Source organism: Jannaschia seosinensis, assembly GCF_001408515.1.
Classification (GTDB): Bacteria; Pseudomonadota; Alphaproteobacteria; order Rhodobacterales; family Rhodobacteraceae; genus Jannaschia; species Jannaschia seosinensis.
The window spans coordinates 17,866-34,858 of record NZ_CYPR01000127.1 but is presented as its reverse complement, the minus strand read 5'-3'; the positions used below and the strand labels follow the sequence as shown (position 1 = coordinate 34,858).

The window sequence follows — 16,993 nt, the reverse complement described above, 5'->3', positions numbered from 1 at the left end:
GCCGGCATCGTGTCCCCGAAAGGGACTTCTCCTCCTTCTCTTCGACGCCCTCGCCCCACCGAAAACAGCCTGACGCATGCGCCCCGACAAACCCAGAAACATCAACCCGTATCGCCCAAGACCCAAGTCACCGGCCGGCATGCCAACCGGACGCAAACACCGGGTGCGCGCAAGAAAACCGAGACCGGGGAAACCATCCCACGGAGCACAAGTCCGCAGCTTCATGAATTATGCGGGCTAATACGAACCAGTCTCAGGAAGGGCAGGGAGCCTGGCCATTATCCTGCGCAAAGACCGCGCCACTCGGCGAGAGCGGCGGTGCGGTTGGTCTTGAAGATGTCTCGGCTGGAGAGGCTGCGTTCCTGGTTGAAGTGGTTCGAGACGGAGGCGTGGACGGCGGCAAACTTCTGCAGACTTCGCATTCGCCGAAAGCGCTGCATGGCCCTCTCGCGTCGTCGGAACGGCAGGTGCGAATTCTCCCGCCCGCGGGCACGGTGCCGGATGTCCACCTCTCGCGCCGGTCGTAGAGCCGCTGCCAGTCCGGCGCTTCCCCGGTCTCGACCCATGTCTCGCCAAGGATCGTGTTGCGGAACGCCTTGATCGCCTCGTCCGAACCCTGCGCCGCGTCCCATGCCCGCACGATCCGCTCCCAGCTCAGCCAGCCGATCGGCGAATAGAGTGCGGAGAGGTGATACCCGACCGTGGTCGGATCGGCGGCCGTGGCGGTCGCCCGCCATTCGCCGCCCTCCAGCATCGCCGTCTTGTGATGCTCCGCGATGGGCGTGTCGCAGCCCTCGCAGTGATATTCCGCCGTCTCCGGGCGGCCCTTCTGCCAGCGCAGCCGGTCGAATTTCAGCCACTGCATCGCGCCGCAATGCGGGCACGGCACGTGGAACCGCCGCTGGTCGCTGGCCTCGTATTCTCGCTCGATCCGCGACAGGCCCCGGATGGTCGGCGTCGAGACCAGCAGCACCTTGCGACGATGGGCGAAGGTCAGCGACCGCGCTTCGGCGAGCGTGACCGGATCGCCTTCCTCGTCGGCCGAGGCGGGATAGGCGTCGACCTCGTCTAGGAAGATGTAGCGCGCCGGGGTCGAGCGCAGCCCGACCGCCGAGTTCGCGCCAGTCATGATCAGAATGCCGCCCGCGAACTCCTTCGACAGCATCGTGTTGCCGGCGTCGCGCGAGCGCGCGGGCTTCACCCGCTCCCGCAACTCGGGGCTCTCGTCGATCAGCGGGTCGATCCGCTGGCGCGAGTTGCGCTTGGCCAGTTCCACCGTCGGCTGGACGGCCAGCATCGGCCCCGGCGCCTGGTGGATGGCGAACCCGATCCAGTTGTTCCCAGCCTCGGTCGCCCCGACCTGCGCGGCCTTCATGAACACGACCCTTTGCGAGGGATCGCCCGGCGACAACCGGTCCATGATCTCGCGCATGTAGGGCGTGCGAACAGTGCGGTATCGCCCGGGCTCCGCCGAGGCGCGGCCCGAGAGCATTCGGTGCCGGTCCGCCCATTGCGAAACGGTCAGGTCCGGGTCGGGCCGCAGCCCGTTGCCCCAGGCGCGCAGGATCTCGCCCGCGCCGTCGAAGTCCGTCAGTGCGTCATCATCACCGGAAGTCGGGCCGGACCTCGGCGAGTTCGTCGAGGTGGGCGCGTACATGTTTTTCCAGAACCTTCTGCATCGCGGCTGGCTCCACGGTGATCTGCTGGCCTGTCGCGTTGCGGCACGACGCGGAGAGCTCGGCCGCCATCAGCGCCGCGGCGCGTGCAGGCCAGTTTACCCACGCGTCCCGTTCCTCCCGCGCCAGCCGGAACACCAGCGCCAGCGCGCGGGCCCGCTCGATCAACTCCCCCTTCAGCTTCTGCAGCCGGATGCGCCGCTCCTGCGCCTTCAGCACCTCGTTCGCGGTCTTGGCCTGCAGGAAGGTCGTGCCGCCGCCGACTGCTGGAACCGCCAGACCCTGTTCGCGCAGCGTGTCGCCGACGGCGGCCACGGCAGCCTCGGGGACGGGCTTCAGCTTCGGCGCGGGCGGCTTTCTCGTCTTCGACGGGTCCGTCGTCTCGGCACGTCTGGCGTCGCTGGCCGCCGCGTTGATGCTGCCGTCCGGATATAGGACCAGCCGCTCGGCCGTCTTAGCTTTCTGGATCGCGCCCCGCGACAGCCCGACATGGGCGGCGTACTGGCGCTCGCTCATGCCCTGCATCGACGGCTCCGTTTATCATTCAGAATCATGTGCTTATCGAGTTGATAAGCGCGCCGGAGAGAGCGAACGTCACTCCAACGAAGCGATGCAACTCGACCCAAGGAGCCAGCCCGATGTCCCGCCGCGCGACCGACAACACGAAAGCCCTCGACGCCTTCATCGCCGCGAAGACCGAGATCGATGCGATGCTGGAGCGGCTCGCCGCCCTGAGCGCCGACCATTTCGAGACTAGCCCCGACGAGATCAACTGGGGCCATGTCGGCACCCTGAACCACTACCGCGCCAAGCTGCGCAAGATCACCGACAGCGCCTTCAAGGAAGGCGAATACGCCGAGTGAGACGACCCGCTCCCGGTCCCGCCCGCCGACTGGCGGGCTCGACCTCGTAGAAGGGCCCGCATCCCGCGCGCCCCGATACGGGAGACGACGATGACCAAACTTTCCGACATCCAAGCCCTGATCCTGAGCGCCGCCGCCCAGCGGCCCGAGCACATCGCCCTGCCGCTGCCCGAGAGCCTGCGCGGCGGGGCCGCCGCCAAGGTGGTCGGTGCGATGCTCGCCAAGGGCTTCCTCGAGGAGGTCGACGCCGACCTGCGCAAGGGCGAGCCCGTCTGGCGCGAGACCGGCGACGGCCACGGTGTCACGCTGGTCGCCACAGACGCAGGCCTCGCCGCCATCGGCATCGAGACCGAGGACGCGAACACCGCGCCTGCGGGCGCGACGGACGCGCCGACCGAAGAGCCCGCGCCGGACACCCCCACCGAGCGGAAGGCCGCGCCCAAGGCGCGCACGCCGCGCGAGGGCACCAAGCAGGCCACGCTGATCGCCATGCTGCGCGCGCCGGACGGCGCGACCATCGAGGAGATCATGGCCGCGACGGGCTGGCAGTCGCACACGGTGCGCGGCGCGATGGCCGGGGCGCTGAAGAAGAAGCTCGGGCTTGAGGTGATCTCCGAGAAGGTCGAAAACCGGGGGCGGGTGTACAAACTTCCAACTGTTTGAGCGGGCAGATAGACCCAAGCACCAAGGCCGCCATCCTCAAGGGTGGCGGACCAAGCAGCTGGCTATATACTTTCGTCTAGACCATTCACTCAAATCCGCTCAGAGCACGGATCGACGTCATCAGGGAACGGGTAGATCAACCCAAGCTCTTGACACTTCAAAGTGATATGGAGGCCATCATCGGTTAAGGCGTTCTCACCACCAATGCCTCTGTCTCTTTTTCCGGGAAGTAACGTGCCGATCTCGTCTACGAGTTGGCTGACCATTTCTGTTGCGATGCCGGCTCTACGATAAGCCGGATCCACATCCCAACCGGTAATCTCGGCCGGAATATCTGGCGAGCGTTCGTCAATTTCACGCCGTCCGGTTGTGATCAGATCACCAACTTTCTTCCCGTCGTGATAGGCGTAAGCACAGTCGCCATCCACTTCAATTCGGATGTCTCGCCCTGCCTTGTCTCGAAAAACAACCATGCTCTGAATCCCCACTCGCTGCTCAAGAGATGCATATCATGGTGCCGAATGCCTCACAGCAGCTTTTGAGCTCGTGAACTGAATCTCGGATCCATTACACAAGCGCCCTACCGCTTCACATACGCCGTAGCCGCTCGAAAACCCGCCGCAGGACATAGGACCGCGCTACGCTCACCACGGTGAACACCGCGCCCATCTTCAGGTTCTGCGCCAGCGTCGTGTGCAGCCCGAAGACCGGGAAGATCAGGATCTGCGTGACCACGGCGACGCCGTAGCCCACGATGACGTTGGCGACGGACTCGACCAGCGACATGAGGCGGGATTGCTTCATGTCGCCGCCTCATCCATCGGCCAGCAGTTCAGCCGCCAGAGCTCGCAGCGCATGCGCCGCAACCAAGGGGACCACGCCATTGCCACAGAGGCGAAGCCGGTCCACCCGGTGGGCCAGCCCATCAGCGCCTCGACGAACAGCGGGTTCAAGGTCCGGCGCGGCTCGGAGGTATCGCTCCCAGCCATCGGCGTCACCAGGACCTGGCGGCCAAGCAGGCCGTTCACCGGCGTGTTCGCCAATGTCGTCGCGCCATCCTTGTGATCGCGCGCCGTCGGCGTCATCCACATCCCAGCCGCATGGGTCAGATCGGCCGTCCGACGGTTGCCCGCACTCGGCTTGCAGCCGTCGTTCGCCATCGGCGTCGGCCAGTCCCGCGCCATGCGGTCCACACCTTTCTCGTCCTTCCGCTCGCCACCTCGACTGCGGAAACTGTCGATCTGCGGCGTCGGCCACAGCGCTGCTGTCGTCGCAAGGTTCATGCCGTGCTGCCCCGCTGCCTGCGATGGCGTCGGCTTCGTTTGCCGGTTCTCGTTGGCACTGGCCCTCGGCGTGGGCCACAAACGCAGCAGCTCCGTCCGGTTCCCGCCACTCGACCGGGTCCCGGAGCAGGCGCGAGGGGTCGGCCAGCTCGTCCCCCTCGCGGATGGCAAGGATGAAGAGCCGCTCGCGCTTGTGGGGCGCGCCGACTTCCGCCGCCGTGAAGAGGCCTGCCGCAAGGCGGTAGCCCATGCCGACCAGTCCTGCGGCGACTTCGGGGAAGCCGAGGCGGAGATGATGGGCGACATTCTCGAGGAAGACGAAAGGCGGCTCGACCTCGTCGATGATGCGGGCGACATGCGGCCAGAGGTGGCGCGGGTCGTCCGCGCCCCGGCGCTTGCCCGCGACCGAAAACGGTTGGCACGGATAGCCCGCAGTGACGATGTCCACCGCGCCGCGCCACGGGCGGCCGTCAAAGGTGGCAACGTCGTCCCAGACAACAGCCTGATCCAGGGACGTGTCTTCCATCCGCGCCACGAGAGTGGCTGCGGCGTAGGTTTCCCATTCGACATGGCCCACAGCACGATATCCTGGGATGGCGATGGTGAGCCCGAGGTCGAGCCCGCCCGCGCCGGAACAGAGCGAGAGGCCGAATAGGCATGCGTCTCCGGCCCCGGAAGCGTCTCCGGAGGAAGGTAAAGCCAGGTCATGCATGTCACGCGGCGGTCTTGCGCTTTCGCGCGGGTTCTGGGGCGGCGTCCGGGTCCGGCGTATCGGCCCGGGCCTCGGCATCGTCGCCCAGCCGCTCGGTCCTCACCTGCGCGAAGGTCCGACCGTCGCCGTCGAGGATCGCGTCGCGGCCGGTCTCGGCCTGCCAGCGTTCCACGGCAACATCGACATAAGCCGGGCTGATCTCCATCGCGAACACGCGACGGCCGTTGGCCTCGCCCGCCATGATCTGCGAGCCGGAGCCCGAGAATGGCTCGTAGCAGAGCCCGCCGCGGGCGACGTGCTGGCGCATGGGGATCCCGAAAGCATCGAGCGGTTTCGGCGTCGGGTGGTCGGGGCGCTCGTCCTTCGCGAAGGACGGCATCTCCCAGGTCGACGGCAGCGTTTCCTCCGCCACCTTCGGCGGGCGGTTCGGGCGGCGCCAGCCCATGAAGCAGGGCTCGTGCTTCCAGAGGTAATGCGACCGGGTCAGGACCCCGCGGTCTTTTACCCAGATGATTTGCTGGTGCACGAAGGCGCCCGCCTTCTCCCAGCAAGCCTCCAGCATCGCCTGGCGGCGCGAGGCGTGCCAGCAGTACCAGGCCGCGTCCTCGGCGATGGCCTCGGCCACGGCCGCCGAGATGAAGCCGTCGTAGAGTTCGGCCCCCTGCGAACTGTCGTCCCAGGTCGTGCCGTAGGACGCGGACCAGTCCTTGTTGCGGGTCGGGTGGTTCGAGCCGTCGTAGTCCACGAGATACGGCGGGTCGGTCGCGAATAGGATCGCCCGCTCGCCGTTCATCAGGCGGCGCACGTCGGCCGCGCTGGTGCTGTCGGCGCAGAGTAACCGGTGGTCGCCTAGGATCCAGAGATCACCCGTCCGCGATGCCGGGTTGCGCGGCGGTTCGGGGATGGTCACCGGCGGCACGGAGCCCCCGGCGCCACCTTCTTCACCGTCGTCTTCCGCGGCGTAGGCCAGCAGCTTGTCGAGTTCACCATCGGAAAACCCGACCAGCGACAGGTTGAAGTCTTCGGCCAGCAGGTCGTTCAGTTCGGCCGAGAGCAGCGCCTCGTCCCAGGTGCCGAGTTCCGTCAGCTTGTTGTCCGCGATCCGGTAGGCCCGGCGCTGCGCCTCGGTCAGGTGCCCGAGCACGATGACCGGTGCCTCAGTCAGCCCGAGCTGCGTCGCGGCCAGCACGCGCCCGTGCCCCGCGATCAGCTCGCCGTCCTCGGCGACGAGGCATGGCACCGTCCAGCCGAACTCGGCCATGCTGGCGGCAATCTTCGCGACTTGGTCCGGCCCGTGCGCCTTCGCGTTCTTCGCGTAGGGCTGGAGGCGCGACAGCGGCCACGTCTCGATCGCGTCCGGGGCGAAGCTCAGCGTCATGGTGGGCAAGGTTCCTCGGTCGGGTGGATGCCGGTGGCTTCCGGACTCCGGATGCCGCGCTGGACTCCACACGGGGCCCAGCGGCCACCAGCGGGGCCCGGTCAAAAGGCTAACGTTCATTGGTGTTTGCGCGGGGCGCGCGTGGCTCCGGCTTCCGGGTGGCTTCCCAAAAATCCGGCCCTGTCGCTGGCGATGTCCCGCGCTTCGCCCGCCAGCATACGAATATCGCCAGGAAGGAACCGGAAACTGCCGTGGGCTGGACCCCGGCCGGACCCTTGCTGGATACCGGGGTCCAGAAGGCCCCCGTCAACGCAAAGGGGAGAGCGGGCTTTCCAGCGCACTCTCCCCATCTTGCCTTCGGAATAGCACGATCATGTTGCAGATGTCGAAGGAAAAAGTGTTGCAACACATTGGAGTCACTGCGCATTCAGCCGCGCAGCGATCTTCGTCAGCGCCAGTTGCCAGCGACGCCACGCCGTCGTGCGGTCGCAGCCGAGTTCCCCGCTGATCTGCTTCCACGGCACGCGGGCGGCACGAGACCAGACCAGCTTGCGTTCCGCCTCCTCGATCCAGAGCACCCAGTCGAAGGTCTGCTCGAGCCGGGTGATCGCGGCGGCCGAGGGCCAGACCCGCATCGGCTGCGGCTCCATCGCCGCGATCTCGCGGCTGGTCCGCACGATGTCGGGCCAGGTGTTGAAGTAACCCTGCGCCTTCACCGGCGGCAGCTTGCGCAGGGTGCGGAACGCCTCCTCGAAATGATCGGCGACGCAGTCGGCGGTCCATTCGCGATCAGCCATGGCGCGCCTCCCTGTCGGAAGGGCGCGGGCCGTAGAGCTTTTCGCCGAGCTGGCGGACCAGTTCACGCTCGGGCCAGGTGAGGCGGTCGTCATCGGCGGAGACCGCAAGGACACCCTGTTCGTGCCAGCCCTCGCGCTTGACCTGTTCGGGATCCCGGCGTCGGCCGCCGTAGCCGTGGGGGTGCCATCTCATGCGACACCTCCCTTCGTCTCGATCGCCCAGAGCAGGATCGCGATGGCGTCGGCCTCGTTGTCATCGGCGGGGCTGAAGCCGCGGGCGCGGACGGCGGCGATCATCGCGGCCTTGTCGGCGTTGCCCTTGCCAGCGGCGTGACGCTTGATCGTGCCGACCGGGACGCCCTCGTAGGGCACGCCGCGCAGCTCGGCCCATGCGGTCAGCGTGGCCATGAGCCCGCCGTAGATGTGGCTCGCGTCGGTGCCCGCGTGGCGGCGAACTTCCTCGAACCAGATCGCGGCGACGGGCCCGGACAGCCGGTCGATCTCGGTCAGCCAGTTGGTGAAGCGCAGGTAGCGCATGCCGCCGCCGTCGAAGCGGCCCGGGCGCAGCGATACGGTGCCGCTGGTGATCAGCCCGTCATGGCCGCGGATCGCCCAGCCGGTCGAGGTGCCGAGGTCGAGCGCGAGGATGCAGCGGTTGCGGGACGTGTCGAGCGGCAGCGCTTCAAACCTTGCGCCGTCGCAATTCGGGATCAGAGTCGGCTGAGCCATGATGGGTCTCCTTTGCCGGTGGCCTGTGGTGGTGGAAGACGATGGCGGTCTGGTGCTTGGCGGTACGGGGCCGCCGTCGTCGGATCGGAAAGCACAAGGGAGCGTCACGGCGGCGCGCGCGGCTGGCCCGGACGTATGGGAGGAGTGGCCAACCCTGTGGGGTGGCCCTCCCATACGTAGTATGGGGGTTTGACACCTAACTGTTCCGGGAAGGCCAAGTGCCTGAAATCATTGCGGAATAGGACTTCATGAAGTCTTCGGGCATGAGTTAGGGGCCTAACTCTTATTTGCCCGTAACCCGTTGATTTTGTTGAGTGCTCAGTTGGTGAAGAAATATGAGTCAGGCCTCACTCATATGAGTGAGGTCGTCATCCAGCCCCTCCGGGTAGACCCAGACGGCGGGGTTTTCGACCTGCAGGCAGAGCCCGGATTGGGGACATTTGAAGTGGCTGGGCAGGACCGAACGGACCTCGGTAGTGACCTCGCCGGTGGCCGGATCGACATGATCGGTGGCTACGCCGAACTGCATGCCCTCGACGCAGAGATAGCCGAACCGCGACCGGGTGACGGGGAAGCCGAACCCCGAGGGGTCGCGCAGGAACTTCACGAAGCCCTTGGTCGCCAGCACGCTGAGCCGCTCGCGGATCGTGTGCTTGCTGCCCAGACCGCCCCGGTTCTCGAAGGTCTCCGCGAACTGCATCGCGGTGTAGAGGCGCTCGCTCGCCGCCTCGTCCAGCAGCATGCCGAGGATGACATCGTGCTTGCGCAGCCGCTCGGCATCGAGCTTGGCCCCGACCTCCTTGCGCACCAGGCGCTCGTTCAGCGGGTTCAGCTCGACCCATTCGCCCTTCACCTTGTCGATCAGCTTGCCCGGCAGTGCGGGGCCATTGCGCAACTCGATTTCCAGCCTGCGGACACTGCTGTCCTCGTCGGGCCGGTGCATGAGCAGCCCGGAGGTGTAGAAACCCCGCAGCGCGCTGGCGCCGGAGAGCGCGAGGAAGGGATCGTCCTTGACCTGGTGCTTGGTGGCCTTGCGGGTGTGGTGAGCGAGGATGACGCCCGCATCCGGACTGACCGCCTCGCGCAGGAGCTCCACCCGGTCCTTCAGGAAGAACATCATGGCGGTGTTGTCGTTCTCGCCGCCCCCCTCAGGTCCGCCATCGAAGAGGTTGCGGATCGGGTCGATGACGATGATGTCGGGCGGCGCGTCGGGGAATGCGGCCCGGATCGCCTCGGCCACGCGGGCGACGCCTTCCGCGTCGAGCAGCAGCTTCAGTTTCGGGGTGGCGATGAAGGTGTCGCGCGCGGCGGCGATCACGGCGGCGGGCAGCGCGATCTGCTGCATGCGCTCGCGCAGATAGTGATACTGGATCTCGGCCTGCAGGTAGAACACGCGCAGCGGCCGGGGCGGCGTGAAGCCGAGGAACGGCACGCCCGCCGCCATGTGCACGAGCCAGGAGATCAGGAAGTCGCTCTTGCCGACCTTGGGCGCGCCGCCCAGCACCAGGAGCCCACCGGGTGTCAGCACGCGGGGGCCGATGATGTCCTCCGGCATCGGACTCGTGTCGTCGAGGAGCGCGCCGAGGGTGAATGTCGGCAGCGGGGTGGTCGGGGCGTCGGCGTGAGCCGCGCGAAGGAGCGGCGGACCGTTGCGCTTCACATGCAGCGCCCAGAGGCGCTCGGACTCGGCCATCAGCCGATCGAGCGGCCAGGACGGGCGCAGCATGGCGGCGTTGTAGCCGCAGATCGCCTCCCAGCCCGCGATGGGGTCGAGGCGGCCTTCGTGCACCAGGCGCACGTAGTGGCCGATGGCGGCACTTGCCCCCTGGAACCGGGACCAGTCGTCCACCGCGCCTTCGCGCACCGGCGTGGTGAGCACCGCGTCGATGCCGGGCTTCTCGGTCGGCGCGGCAACGTCGCTGGCGAAGCCCACGCCCGGCAGCGGCGGCATGTCTGCGACCCGTTCGGCGAAGTCTGCAAGGTCCACCTCGACGTCGCGATGCTCGCGGATCTGCACGAGGCGCTGGTGGCCGTGCTTGTGATAGACGGTGCCGGGCACCCGGATCGGCTGGTGCGCCGAGCGGAAATGCGTGTCGCCGCCGACCTTCACGGCGATCTCGCCGCGCAGGCGGCAGAGGGTGGCCAGGTCGTCGCCTTCGGCCGGTTCGGTCAGTTTCCACCAGACGTGGAGCTTCGCCGCGCCCTCTGGCGTGCGCCCGCCGCTTTCGATGATGAGCGTGGGCGCGCCGAGGTGGCGGGTGACATGGTCCAGCTTGGCCGGGATATCGCCCGCGTCGAGATCGACGACGATGGCCTGCATCTGCAGCACGTCGGCGGCGCGGGCCTGGCCCTGCTCGGCGACTGAGCCGGGGATGACATAGACGGCAGCCCCTTCGCGGTTCGCCCACGCGGCGAAGGTCGCGAGTTTTCCCGGCGCGGTGTCGTCGGCCGGGATCCAGATGTTGTGCGGCTTGCCGTCCCGGCCCTGACCCTTGTCAACGAAACCGCGGAGCGGGATCAGCCCCTCGCACCAGCTGAACACGGTGCCTAGGAAGATGGCGATCTGCTCGGGGTCGGGGTCGCAGCCGAACGGGTTCTCGGACGGCGGCCCATCGTTGAAGTCCATCCACGGGTTGAAATGCAGGATGCCGTCGTCGCTCATGCCGGCAGCCTCCAGCAGCGCTCGGACCACGGGCAGAAACGGCATTCGAAGAAGTCGGGCGTGGTGGCGATGCGCGGCAGCAACTCGCCTGCGTCGGTCGCCTGCAGGATCCGCACGCCGCGGTCGGACATGCGCTGCGCGAGCTCGGCGTCGAAGGCGACCTGCTCGTGGTGAAGCTCGGCCGTATCCTTGTTGATCGCGGTGAAGAGCGCGGGCGCGGCCGAGATGCCGGGGACTGTCCCTTCCATGTAGGCCTGATAGACGGCGATCTGGGCGGCGTAGACCGGCTTGGACTTGGTCACGCCGTCCTTCACGCAAGCGCGCCAGTTCTTGGCGTTCATGGTCTTGCATTCCCAGAGGGCGGGAACGGCGAGACCGAAGCGTTCGGGCCCCGCGGCGATGATGCCGTCGACATGACCGCGGATGCGCCCGCCCGCGACCGAGAAGCCGAACTGGCCGCCATCGGGACGGTTGCCCTTCCGTGTGTAGAGGTCGAAGCCCGCGCCGCGCAGCCAGGCGACGGCCAGATCCTCGAGCGCATGGCCGATGGCGAAGATGCGCAGCGACTGGCCGCTGAAATCCTGGCCCTCGTCCTTCGGCGTCGTTGTGAACTCGAACTGCAAGGCGCGCTCGCAGGCATGGCCGAGGCGGGATCCGCCGAGATAGTCGCGGGGCGGCCGCGTGGCCTGATCGGCGGTGAGCGCCTGATCGACGGCGGCGTTGACCCGGTCGGCGAAGCTGGGGCGATGATTGTAGTCGAGGGTCAAAACGGCACCTCCGGCGTCTGCGCCCGGGCGATATCGGACATGGCCTCGCGGAAGCCCTCGACGGCTTCCTCGATCAGCGCGCGCACCTGCGCCTCGGTCAGATCCGCAAGCGGGGTGGCCCAGCCGATCTCGTCCATCAGCAGCGCCACGCGCTTCATGGTGGCGGTGACGGCGGCGCGCTCTTCCTCGGTCAGGTCAACCATGGTGAGACGCTCCCGCGCCAAGCGCGTCCAGAAGGACTGGCAGGGCATCGAGCAGAACCAGACCGAGGGCCGGGGCCGCTTCGACCGGTGCGGATCGAACCAGCCAAAGCCACGGGTGGGTTGCCGGCAGACAGCACAGAGCGTCCCACGCGGATGCCAGTGCCGCCGCCGGTCCTCGGCCGTGATGGGGGTGGAGGGTGCCATGGGTCATGCCGCCCTCCGTTCGGGTGCAGCCGCAGCGTCGATCAGCTGCCGGATGGCGCGCTTGTTGAAGCCGAAGGTCATCAGCGCGGAGGCGCGGTAGCGCGTCAGGCCGAAGTCATGGCGGCACTCGGGCGGCAGGTACTGGAGCTGCTTCTCGGTCGGCGGCTGGCGCAGCCAGGAGCGAGTCTTGAAGGCGCTCTCGTCGGTCTCGTGCGTGTTCAGCCAGTCGTCGGCCTGCGCGAGGCAGACGGTGCGTTCGCCCACGCCCAGCAGATGTGGGCGTTCGCCCTTCGCGCCGCCGATGGCGTACCAGACCCCGTCCAGCCAGAAGATGCCGCCCCAGGCCGTGAAGCCCGTGGCCATCAGCGCGTCGTCCGTGCCGTAGAGGTCGACCCACGCGAAGCTGGACCGCTTCAGCAGGTCGATCTCGGTCATCATGAAGCCCGAGAGCGGCGCGGCACCGCCGCCTTCACCGACCTCTTCGTCCTCCCGCGGGAACGCCTCGCCGCAGAGCGGGCATTCGGTGGCGGCCAGCGGGATCTCCGCCTCGCAGGCAGGGCAGGTCTTGGTCGGCGCCTCGCCGGTTTCGGTCTTGCCGTCGAGATCGACATCCTGTTCCAGCGTGCCGTGGATCAGGCTCGAGGTGCCGAAATCCAGCACGACGCAGTCGGTCTTGACGATGCCGGGATGTTCCTCGGGGTCGACGGTACGCAGGCCGCGCCCGACCATCTGGATCATCGTGGACTTGTAGGAGCTGGGGCGCAGCAGCACGACGCAGGAGGTGGGCGGATGATCCCAGCCCTCGGTCAGCACCGCGACGTTGACCACGACGCGGATGTCGCCCGCCGCGTAGTCGGCGAGGATCGCCTTGCGGGTCTCGGCCACCAGATCGCCGTGGATCAGCGCCGCGGAAACGCCCGCTGCCCTGAACGCGTCGGTGACGTGTTCGGCATGTGCAACGGTGGAGCAGAACACCACGGTCTGCCGATCGCCCGCCTTCTCCTTCCAGTGGCGGATCACCTCGTCGGTGACGGGGGCGCGGTCCATGATGCCCGCCACCTCCGCCATGTCGAAATCCGACATGGTCTTGCGGACCGAGCGCAACTCGTCCTGCACGCCCACGTCGATGACGAAGGTGCGCGGCGGCACCAGGTGGCCCGAAGCGATCAGTTCGCCCAGCCGCACCTGGTCGGCGACGTTGTCGAAGACTTCGCGCAGGCCCTTCCTGTCGCCCCGGTTCGGCGTCGCCGTGACCCCGAAGATGCGGGCATCGGGATTGGCCGCGCGTACCCGGTCGATGATGCGACGGTAGCTGTCGGCGACGGCATGGTGCGCCTCATCGACAACGAGAAGGTCGAGGCGCGGCATGTCGGCCAGGTTCGAGGCTCGCGCCAGCGTCGGCACCATGGCGAAGGCGACCTGGCCGTTCCAGGACTTCTCCGTGGCGTCGATGACCGATGTGGCGACGCCCGGAACCACGCGCTGGAACTTGGCGCGGTTCTGCGCCGTCAGCTCGTCGCGATGCGCCACCACGCAGGCCTTGGCCCCGTCGCCGATCATCTCGCCGGTGACCGCCGAGAGCATGATGGCCTTGCCCGCACCGGTGGGCGCCACGCCCAGCGTGTTGCCGCGGGAAGCGAGCGCAGCCACGCTGCGCTCGACGAAGGTCTTCTGGCGGGGGCGCAGGCGCATGGCCGGTCTCCCCCTTACTGCGCCCAGCTCGGCCGACCGGCGGCACCGGGGGCGGACGCGGGCTGGCTGGGCTGGGTGGCCGTGGTGGGCTGCTGTGGGGCGTGGCCCTGCGCCGGGGCAGAGGTGAACTGCGGCGCGACCGTGCCCATCAGCGCGGCATATTCGCGATGATCGGGGGTGACGGCAGCGCGGATCTCGTTCTTGTCCTCGCCGTTGGTGTCGGTGCCGATGTCGATGCGGGCGATGAACTCGACCCCGTCGAGATCGCCGAAGCCGTTGATGCGGCGGCGCGCCTGCGCCTCGGGCGAGTTGTCCTTGTCGGACACGCCGCGCGCCGAGTTGAGGATGCCGCGGATAAGGCCTCGCCCCATGTTGGCCCAGTCTGGGCCCTTCGGGCTGTAGAGGCCGATCAGCGACCAGACCTTGCGCCGCGCATAGGGACCCTCGAGCACCGTGTATTCGGCGTCGAGATAGACGGCGCCGGTGGCGGCGCGGCGCGCCCAGCCGCCGGTCCAGCCCTGCGAGGGGTCGTCGAAGCCGCCGGGGCGGAGCGTCAGGCGCACCTTGGCGAGCGTGCCCTTCGGGATGACATTGGTATTGGATTGGGCGGAGTTAAAGTCGTTCCAGGGTCCGGACATTGCGCGGCTCCTTTCAGTTGGAGGATGGGACGCGCAGCGGCGTCAGAGGGGAAAAGCCACCCCGGCGACCGGATCGGGACACCGGGCGTGGCGAGAGGCGCTCAGCCATGGCCGGGCTCCTGCGCGGGGGCGGGATCGGCGGGCGTCACCGGCGGCCAGGTCAGGCGTTCGGAGGCAGGCGCCGCGGGGCGCTGGATCTTCTCCATCAGCCGGCCAAGATGCGGGCCCTCGACCCTGTCGAGACGACCGGAGCGGTCCTTGGCGGGATAGCCCCAGGGGTTCAGTGTCTGGCAGACGAAGGCGCGCTGCGGTTGGCCGTTGGCATCGGCGATGTCGGCCATGGTGATGACCTGATCGACGATCCCCGGCAGCTCGAGCCCGGTCTTCGAGCCGTCGATCTGCGGCTGGAAGATCTTGCGATTGAAGTCGTCGAGCCGCTCGTCGAGGATGCCCACGAACCAGACATGCTTGCCGCGCGTGTGCTGCAGGTGGGTCAGCCACCCGATCATCTCGCGGCCATGCAGCCCATAGGCGCCGCGGATGTCGGGCTTGCCGGTCTTCTCGGAGAACGCCTCGGGCTGGCCGCGGCACCATTGGAAGCAGAGACGACCGGCCACGGTGATCGAGTCGATGAAGACGGTCTCGTATTTTCCGATCACCGCCGGATCGCCGTAGCGCCCGCAGACCTCGTCGAAATGCGCCTGGCTGAAGGGCTGTTCGTCGCGCAGCGCCGGGTTCGGCCCGCCGATGAACACCGCGAAGTCGCGGCATTCCTTCCAGGTGCGGGGCCGGAGCGTGTCGATCTCCAGCCCCTCGACCGCGAGGTCGCCAGCCTCGAGATCGAGGAAGAGCGTGGTGGAGGCGTTCAGCGTCCAGAGCAGGCTGGTCTTGCCGATGCCGGACCGGCCGAAGATGACGCCCTTGATGCCCTTGCGCTGCGCGAGCCGTTCGTCGGCCCCGATGATGGGGAGGGCCATCACCGGCCCTCCCGCTTCGTCACCGCTGCGGCAGCGCGATCGGCGCCGATGCACCCCGCCTCGCGGGCGAGCTTGTAGAGCCGCTTCAGCGCATCGGCGCGGCGGTAGGCGGCCGTGCTCTCGCGCTCCGCTTCCACGATGACGAAGGCGATCTCGTCCACGGTCGCCTCGACGACCGGCAGCGGCTCGCGCGGCTCGTCACCGGGGCGCTGCGGCAGGGAAATGGTTTCGGGGAGGTCTTCGAGGGCGTAGCTCGCGGCGCGAAGACGGGTGATGTCGTCCGGCTGGTCCGGCATGGCGGTTCTCCGTGGGATGATGTGATCGAGGAGGCGCATCACGCGGCCTCGCGGACGTCGGGCGCGGGCTCGGCGACGTAGATCGCCAGCAACGGCGTCCCGTCGGCATGGGCGCCGGCGTCCTCAATCTGATAGTTGCGGTTGGGCTCGCAGACCTCGGTCAGCTCCCAGCGGCGATAGAGCCCCGGAAGACGCCTGAAATCCTCGAGCGACAGATCGGCAGTGCGGTTCATGCGTGTCTGCTTTCGGTTGGAGGGAAGGCGCTCGGGGCGCTCGAATGGGAAAAGCCACCGGCGGCACCGGATCGGGACATTGGTTCAGGGGATTTCCTCGAGGGCGTCGTGCAGCCGGCGCATGGCGCGCTGGTACCGCTTGCGGGCAGCAGCCTCGGTCAGGCCCAGTTCCACGGCGACCTCGGCCCGGGAGAAGCCCTCGATCGCCACGCGGATCACCAACAGGGCGTCGTCGCCGAGCAGCTTCCGCACGGCGCCGTTCAGTCGCGCGTACCCGGTCGCGCCGATGCCGCTGTTGCCGCTGTCCGCCACCTCGTCGGGATCGGCGCAGCTGGCGAGATATTCACGCGCCGTGTCGCGCCGGCGCACGCGGATCATGTCGCGCTCGACGTTGCGCAGCACCGTGGCCGCGATCCAGTTGACGCGCCTGAGATCGAGGCTGCGGACTGCCTCGGTGGTGCGCGCCAGAACGTCGGACGCGATCTCATCGGCAGTGCCGAGCCTGCGCCAGATCGATCGGCGGCGGATGGCGTCGAGGCCGGGCCAGAGCGCCAGCAGCAGCAACGTCAGCGCACAGTCGGACGCGGGCCCGTCGCCCTGCGCCGCTCTGACGAGCGCGGAGAGGATCAGGTTCTTCTGGCCCTGATCCCCGGTCGTGCCGTGCAGCCCGTCCAGCAGGGCCGCCGGATCCCGGAACGGTGTGAGGGCAGCCTGCGCACGCCGGACGGCGTCGAAACTGCGCTGGAAGTGAAGGTTGGAAGAAGAATGCATGAGGTGATCACGGATCTCGTGCCACGCGATAGACATCGGACGCCTGCCTTGCGGCCAGGCGTCCGGCGCCTTCTCGTGGCCAGGTCAGGACGTCGCGCGTCTCTGCGATTTCAGGGGGTTGGGTGAAAGCGCGTGTCAGCGCGCGGGTGCGGTCGCGTTGTTCAGCGTGCCGCAGCCCCGACAGGTGGCCTGCACCGGGAAGCCCACGAGATACTCGTGCCCCCGCGCGAAGCGAAGGTGCATGCGGCCGTCCCGGCAGACGCCGAGCAGCTTGTCACAGCGCGTGCAGCGCCATTCCGAGTTGTGGGTGGTGGGCTTGGTCTTCGCGGCGCCGGACCAGCTCGTCGGGGCTGCCTGGCGCGGGGGGAAGGGAGTCGGCATGGAAGTGCTCCTCTATGTGGAGCCCTTCCAGTAATCAGCGGTTTGTTAGACCGTCTCCCGCCGCATGT

20 protein-coding genes and 3 pseudogenes are annotated in these 16,993 nt (G+C 68.0%); 2 read left to right on the top strand and 21 right to left on the bottom strand.

The genetic code is table 11. The features are described from left to right. Positions 1–278 precede the first annotated feature (278 nt). The 3 genes and pseudogenes from JSE7799_RS21710 to JSE7799_RS10220 form a co-directional block, all read right to left on the bottom strand. Positions 279–479 (bottom strand): annotated as a pseudogene (locus tag JSE7799_RS21710) (IS6 family transposase); the annotation flags it as partial. Then, a pseudogene (locus tag JSE7799_RS10225) lies at positions 455–1,657 on the bottom strand (phage terminase large subunit family protein); the annotation flags it as partial. The pseudogenes JSE7799_RS10225 and JSE7799_RS21710, both read right to left, overlap by 25 nt. Then, entirely contained in the window at positions 1,605–2,201 is a 597-nt protein-coding gene (locus JSE7799_RS10220; protein WP_055663525.1) for a hypothetical protein, read from the bottom strand. The pseudogene JSE7799_RS10225 and the gene JSE7799_RS10220, both read right to left, overlap by 53 nt. A gap of 113 nt (positions 2,202–2,314) precedes the next feature. Between JSE7799_RS10220 and JSE7799_RS10215 the strand changes: the two genes are divergently transcribed. Together JSE7799_RS10215 and JSE7799_RS10210 are read left to right on the top strand one after the other, a co-directional pair. After that, positions 2,315–2,539, top strand: a complete 225-nt coding sequence (locus JSE7799_RS10215) for a hypothetical protein (RefSeq protein ID WP_055663524.1) — start codon at positions 2,315–2,317, stop codon at positions 2,537–2,539. Between the two features lie 90 nt (positions 2,540–2,629). Further along, positions 2,630–3,202 carry a DUF3489 domain-containing protein gene (locus tag JSE7799_RS10210; RefSeq protein ID WP_055663523.1) on the top strand — a complete coding sequence of 191 codons (573 nt, stop codon included), beginning with the start codon at positions 2,630–2,632 and terminating at the stop codon, positions 3,200–3,202. Positions 3,203–3,291: 89 nt separating this feature from the next. Here the strand turns inward: JSE7799_RS10210 and JSE7799_RS10205 are convergent, their stop codons facing one another. The 18 genes and pseudogenes from JSE7799_RS10205 to JSE7799_RS21040 form a co-directional block, all read right to left on the bottom strand. After that, on the bottom strand, positions 3,292–3,675 hold the full coding sequence (locus JSE7799_RS10205; protein WP_055663522.1) for a GNAT family N-acetyltransferase: 384 nt from the start codon (positions 3,673–3,675) through the stop codon (positions 3,292–3,294). 115 nt (positions 3,676–3,790) lie between these two features. Next, positions 3,791–4,006, bottom strand: a complete 216-nt coding sequence (locus tag JSE7799_RS10200; protein WP_055663521.1) for a DUF7220 family protein — start codon at positions 4,004–4,006, stop codon at positions 3,791–3,793. After that, positions 4,003–4,485: a hypothetical protein gene (locus JSE7799_RS21705; RefSeq protein WP_055663520.1), complete on the bottom strand. Its 483-nt coding sequence runs from the start codon at positions 4,483–4,485 to the stop codon at positions 4,003–4,005. The genes JSE7799_RS10200 and JSE7799_RS21705 overlap by 4 nt, the downstream gene beginning before the upstream one ends. 205 nt (positions 4,486–4,690) lie before the next feature. Next, positions 4,691–5,197, bottom strand: a pseudogene (locus JSE7799_RS21700) (DNA cytosine methyltransferase); the annotation flags it as partial. Position 5,198: 1 nt separating this feature from the next. Next, positions 5,199–6,575, bottom strand: coding sequence for a site-specific DNA-methyltransferase (locus JSE7799_RS10185; protein WP_055663518.1), 1,377 nt, complete (start codon positions 6,573–6,575; stop codon positions 5,199–5,201). Positions 6,576–6,991: 416 nt separating this feature from the next. After that, entirely contained in the window at positions 6,992–7,372 is a 381-nt protein-coding gene (locus JSE7799_RS10180) for a DUF6362 family protein (protein WP_018303644.1), read from the bottom strand. Continuing rightward, positions 7,365–7,565: a hypothetical protein gene (locus JSE7799_RS10175; protein ID WP_018303645.1), complete on the bottom strand. Its 201-nt coding sequence runs from the start codon at positions 7,563–7,565 to the stop codon at positions 7,365–7,367. Before JSE7799_RS10175 ends, JSE7799_RS10180 begins: the two co-directional genes overlap by 8 nt. Continuing rightward, the gene (locus tag JSE7799_RS10170) at positions 7,562–8,101 is read right to left on the bottom strand and encodes a crossover junction endodeoxyribonuclease RuvC (RefSeq protein ID WP_055663517.1); all 540 of its coding nucleotides are present in this window, start codon (positions 8,099–8,101) and stop codon (positions 7,562–7,564) included. Before JSE7799_RS10170 ends, JSE7799_RS10175 begins: the two co-directional genes overlap by 4 nt. A gap of 340 nt (positions 8,102–8,441) precedes the next feature. Continuing rightward, entirely contained in the window at positions 8,442–10,763 is a 2,322-nt protein-coding gene (locus JSE7799_RS10165) for an AAA family ATPase (protein ID WP_245624855.1), read from the bottom strand. Continuing rightward, a complete protein-coding gene (locus tag JSE7799_RS10160) occupies positions 10,760–11,530 on the bottom strand; it encodes a hypothetical protein (RefSeq protein WP_055663515.1) in 771 nt (256 codons plus the stop codon). Before JSE7799_RS10160 ends, JSE7799_RS10165 begins: the two co-directional genes overlap by 4 nt. Further along, a complete protein-coding gene (locus tag JSE7799_RS21695; protein WP_245624854.1) occupies positions 11,527–11,937 on the bottom strand; it encodes a DUF6511 domain-containing protein in 411 nt (136 codons plus the stop codon). Before JSE7799_RS21695 ends, JSE7799_RS10160 begins: the two co-directional genes overlap by 4 nt. Before the next feature lie 3 nt (positions 11,938–11,940). Further along, positions 11,941–13,629 (bottom strand): DEAD/DEAH box helicase, encoded by a 1,689-nt coding sequence (locus JSE7799_RS10150; protein WP_055663514.1) that lies wholly within the window; start codon positions 13,627–13,629, stop codon positions 11,941–11,943. A gap of 14 nt (positions 13,630–13,643) precedes the next feature. Beyond that, complete coding sequence (locus JSE7799_RS10145; RefSeq protein WP_055663513.1) at positions 13,644–14,267, bottom strand: hypothetical protein; 624 nt, start codon at positions 14,265–14,267, stop codon at positions 13,644–13,646. A 101-nt stretch (positions 14,268–14,368) separates the two neighbouring features. Further along, a complete protein-coding gene (locus JSE7799_RS10140) occupies positions 14,369–15,244 on the bottom strand; it encodes an ATP-binding protein (RefSeq protein WP_055663512.1) in 876 nt (291 codons plus the stop codon). Further along, a complete protein-coding gene (locus JSE7799_RS10135; RefSeq protein ID WP_222101739.1) occupies positions 15,244–15,579 on the bottom strand; it encodes a hypothetical protein in 336 nt (111 codons plus the stop codon). Before JSE7799_RS10135 ends, JSE7799_RS10140 begins: the two co-directional genes overlap by 1 nt. Beyond that, a complete protein-coding gene (locus JSE7799_RS10130) occupies positions 15,579–15,773 on the bottom strand; it encodes a hypothetical protein (RefSeq protein ID WP_018303655.1) in 195 nt (64 codons plus the stop codon). The genes JSE7799_RS10135 and JSE7799_RS10130 overlap by 1 nt, the downstream gene beginning before the upstream one ends. An 84-nt stretch (positions 15,774–15,857) precedes the next feature. Next, positions 15,858–16,580: an RNA polymerase sigma factor gene (locus JSE7799_RS10125; protein WP_055663510.1), complete on the bottom strand. Its 723-nt coding sequence runs from the start codon at positions 16,578–16,580 to the stop codon at positions 15,858–15,860. A gap of 99 nt (positions 16,581–16,679) precedes the next feature. After that, on the bottom strand, positions 16,680–16,925 hold the full coding sequence (locus JSE7799_RS21040; RefSeq protein ID WP_149078488.1) for a hypothetical protein: 246 nt from the start codon (positions 16,923–16,925) through the stop codon (positions 16,680–16,682). Between the last annotated feature and the right edge of the window lie 68 nt (positions 16,926–16,993).

Excerpts from the sequence above, each read along its gene's own strand:
- JSE7799_RS21695 (WP_245624854.1), bottom strand. The coding sequence starts at position 11,937 with ATGGCACCCTCCACCCCCATCACGGCCGAGGACCGGCGGCGGCACTGG.
- JSE7799_RS10175 (WP_018303645.1), bottom strand. The coding sequence starts at position 7,565 with ATGAGATGGCACCCCCACGGCTACGGCGGCCGACGCCGGGATCCCGAA.
- JSE7799_RS10205 (WP_055663522.1), bottom strand. The coding sequence starts at position 3,675 with ATGGTTGTTTTTCGAGACAAGGCAGGGCGAGACATCCGAATTGAAGTG.
- JSE7799_RS21040 (WP_149078488.1), bottom strand. The coding sequence starts at position 16,925 with ATGCCGACTCCCTTCCCCCCGCGCCAGGCAGCCCCGACGAGCTGGTCC.
- JSE7799_RS10130 (WP_018303655.1), bottom strand. The coding sequence starts at position 15,773 with ATGAACCGCACTGCCGATCTGTCGCTCGAGGATTTCAGGCGTCTTCCG.
- JSE7799_RS21705 (WP_055663520.1), bottom strand. The coding sequence starts at position 4,485 with ATGAACCTTGCGACGACAGCAGCGCTGTGGCCGACGCCGCAGATCGAC.
- JSE7799_RS10200 (WP_055663521.1), bottom strand. The coding sequence starts at position 4,006 with ATGAAGCAATCCCGCCTCATGTCGCTGGTCGAGTCCGTCGCCAACGTC.
- JSE7799_RS10150 (WP_055663514.1), bottom strand. The coding sequence starts at position 13,629 with ATGCGCCTGCGCCCCCGCCAGAAGACCTTCGTCGAGCGCAGCGTGGCT.
- JSE7799_RS10215 (WP_055663524.1), top strand. The coding sequence starts at position 2,315 with ATGTCCCGCCGCGCGACCGACAACACGAAAGCCCTCGACGCCTTCATC.
- JSE7799_RS10165 (WP_245624855.1), bottom strand. The coding sequence starts at position 10,763 with ATGAGCGACGACGGCATCCTGCATTTCAACCCGTGGATGGACTTCAAC.
- JSE7799_RS10180 (WP_018303644.1), bottom strand. The coding sequence starts at position 7,372 with ATGGCTGATCGCGAATGGACCGCCGACTGCGTCGCCGATCATTTCGAG.
- JSE7799_RS10125 (WP_055663510.1), bottom strand. The coding sequence starts at position 16,580 with ATGTCTATCGCGTGGCACGAGATCCGTGATCACCTCATGCATTCTTCT.
- JSE7799_RS10185 (WP_055663518.1), bottom strand. The coding sequence starts at position 6,575 with ATGACGCTGAGCTTCGCCCCGGACGCGATCGAGACGTGGCCGCTGTCG.
- JSE7799_RS10135 (WP_222101739.1), bottom strand. The coding sequence starts at position 15,579 with ATGCGCCTCCTCGATCACATCATCCCACGGAGAACCGCCATGCCGGAC.
- JSE7799_RS10170 (WP_055663517.1), bottom strand. The coding sequence starts at position 8,101 with ATGGCTCAGCCGACTCTGATCCCGAATTGCGACGGCGCAAGGTTTGAA.
- JSE7799_RS10210 (WP_055663523.1), top strand. The coding sequence starts at position 2,630 with ATGACCAAACTTTCCGACATCCAAGCCCTGATCCTGAGCGCCGCCGCC.
- JSE7799_RS10220 (WP_055663525.1), bottom strand. The coding sequence starts at position 2,201 with ATGCAGGGCATGAGCGAGCGCCAGTACGCCGCCCATGTCGGGCTGTCG.
- JSE7799_RS10145 (WP_055663513.1), bottom strand. The coding sequence starts at position 14,267 with ATGTCCGGACCCTGGAACGACTTTAACTCCGCCCAATCCAATACCAAT.
- JSE7799_RS10140 (WP_055663512.1), bottom strand. The coding sequence starts at position 15,244 with ATGGCCCTCCCCATCATCGGGGCCGACGAACGGCTCGCGCAGCGCAAG.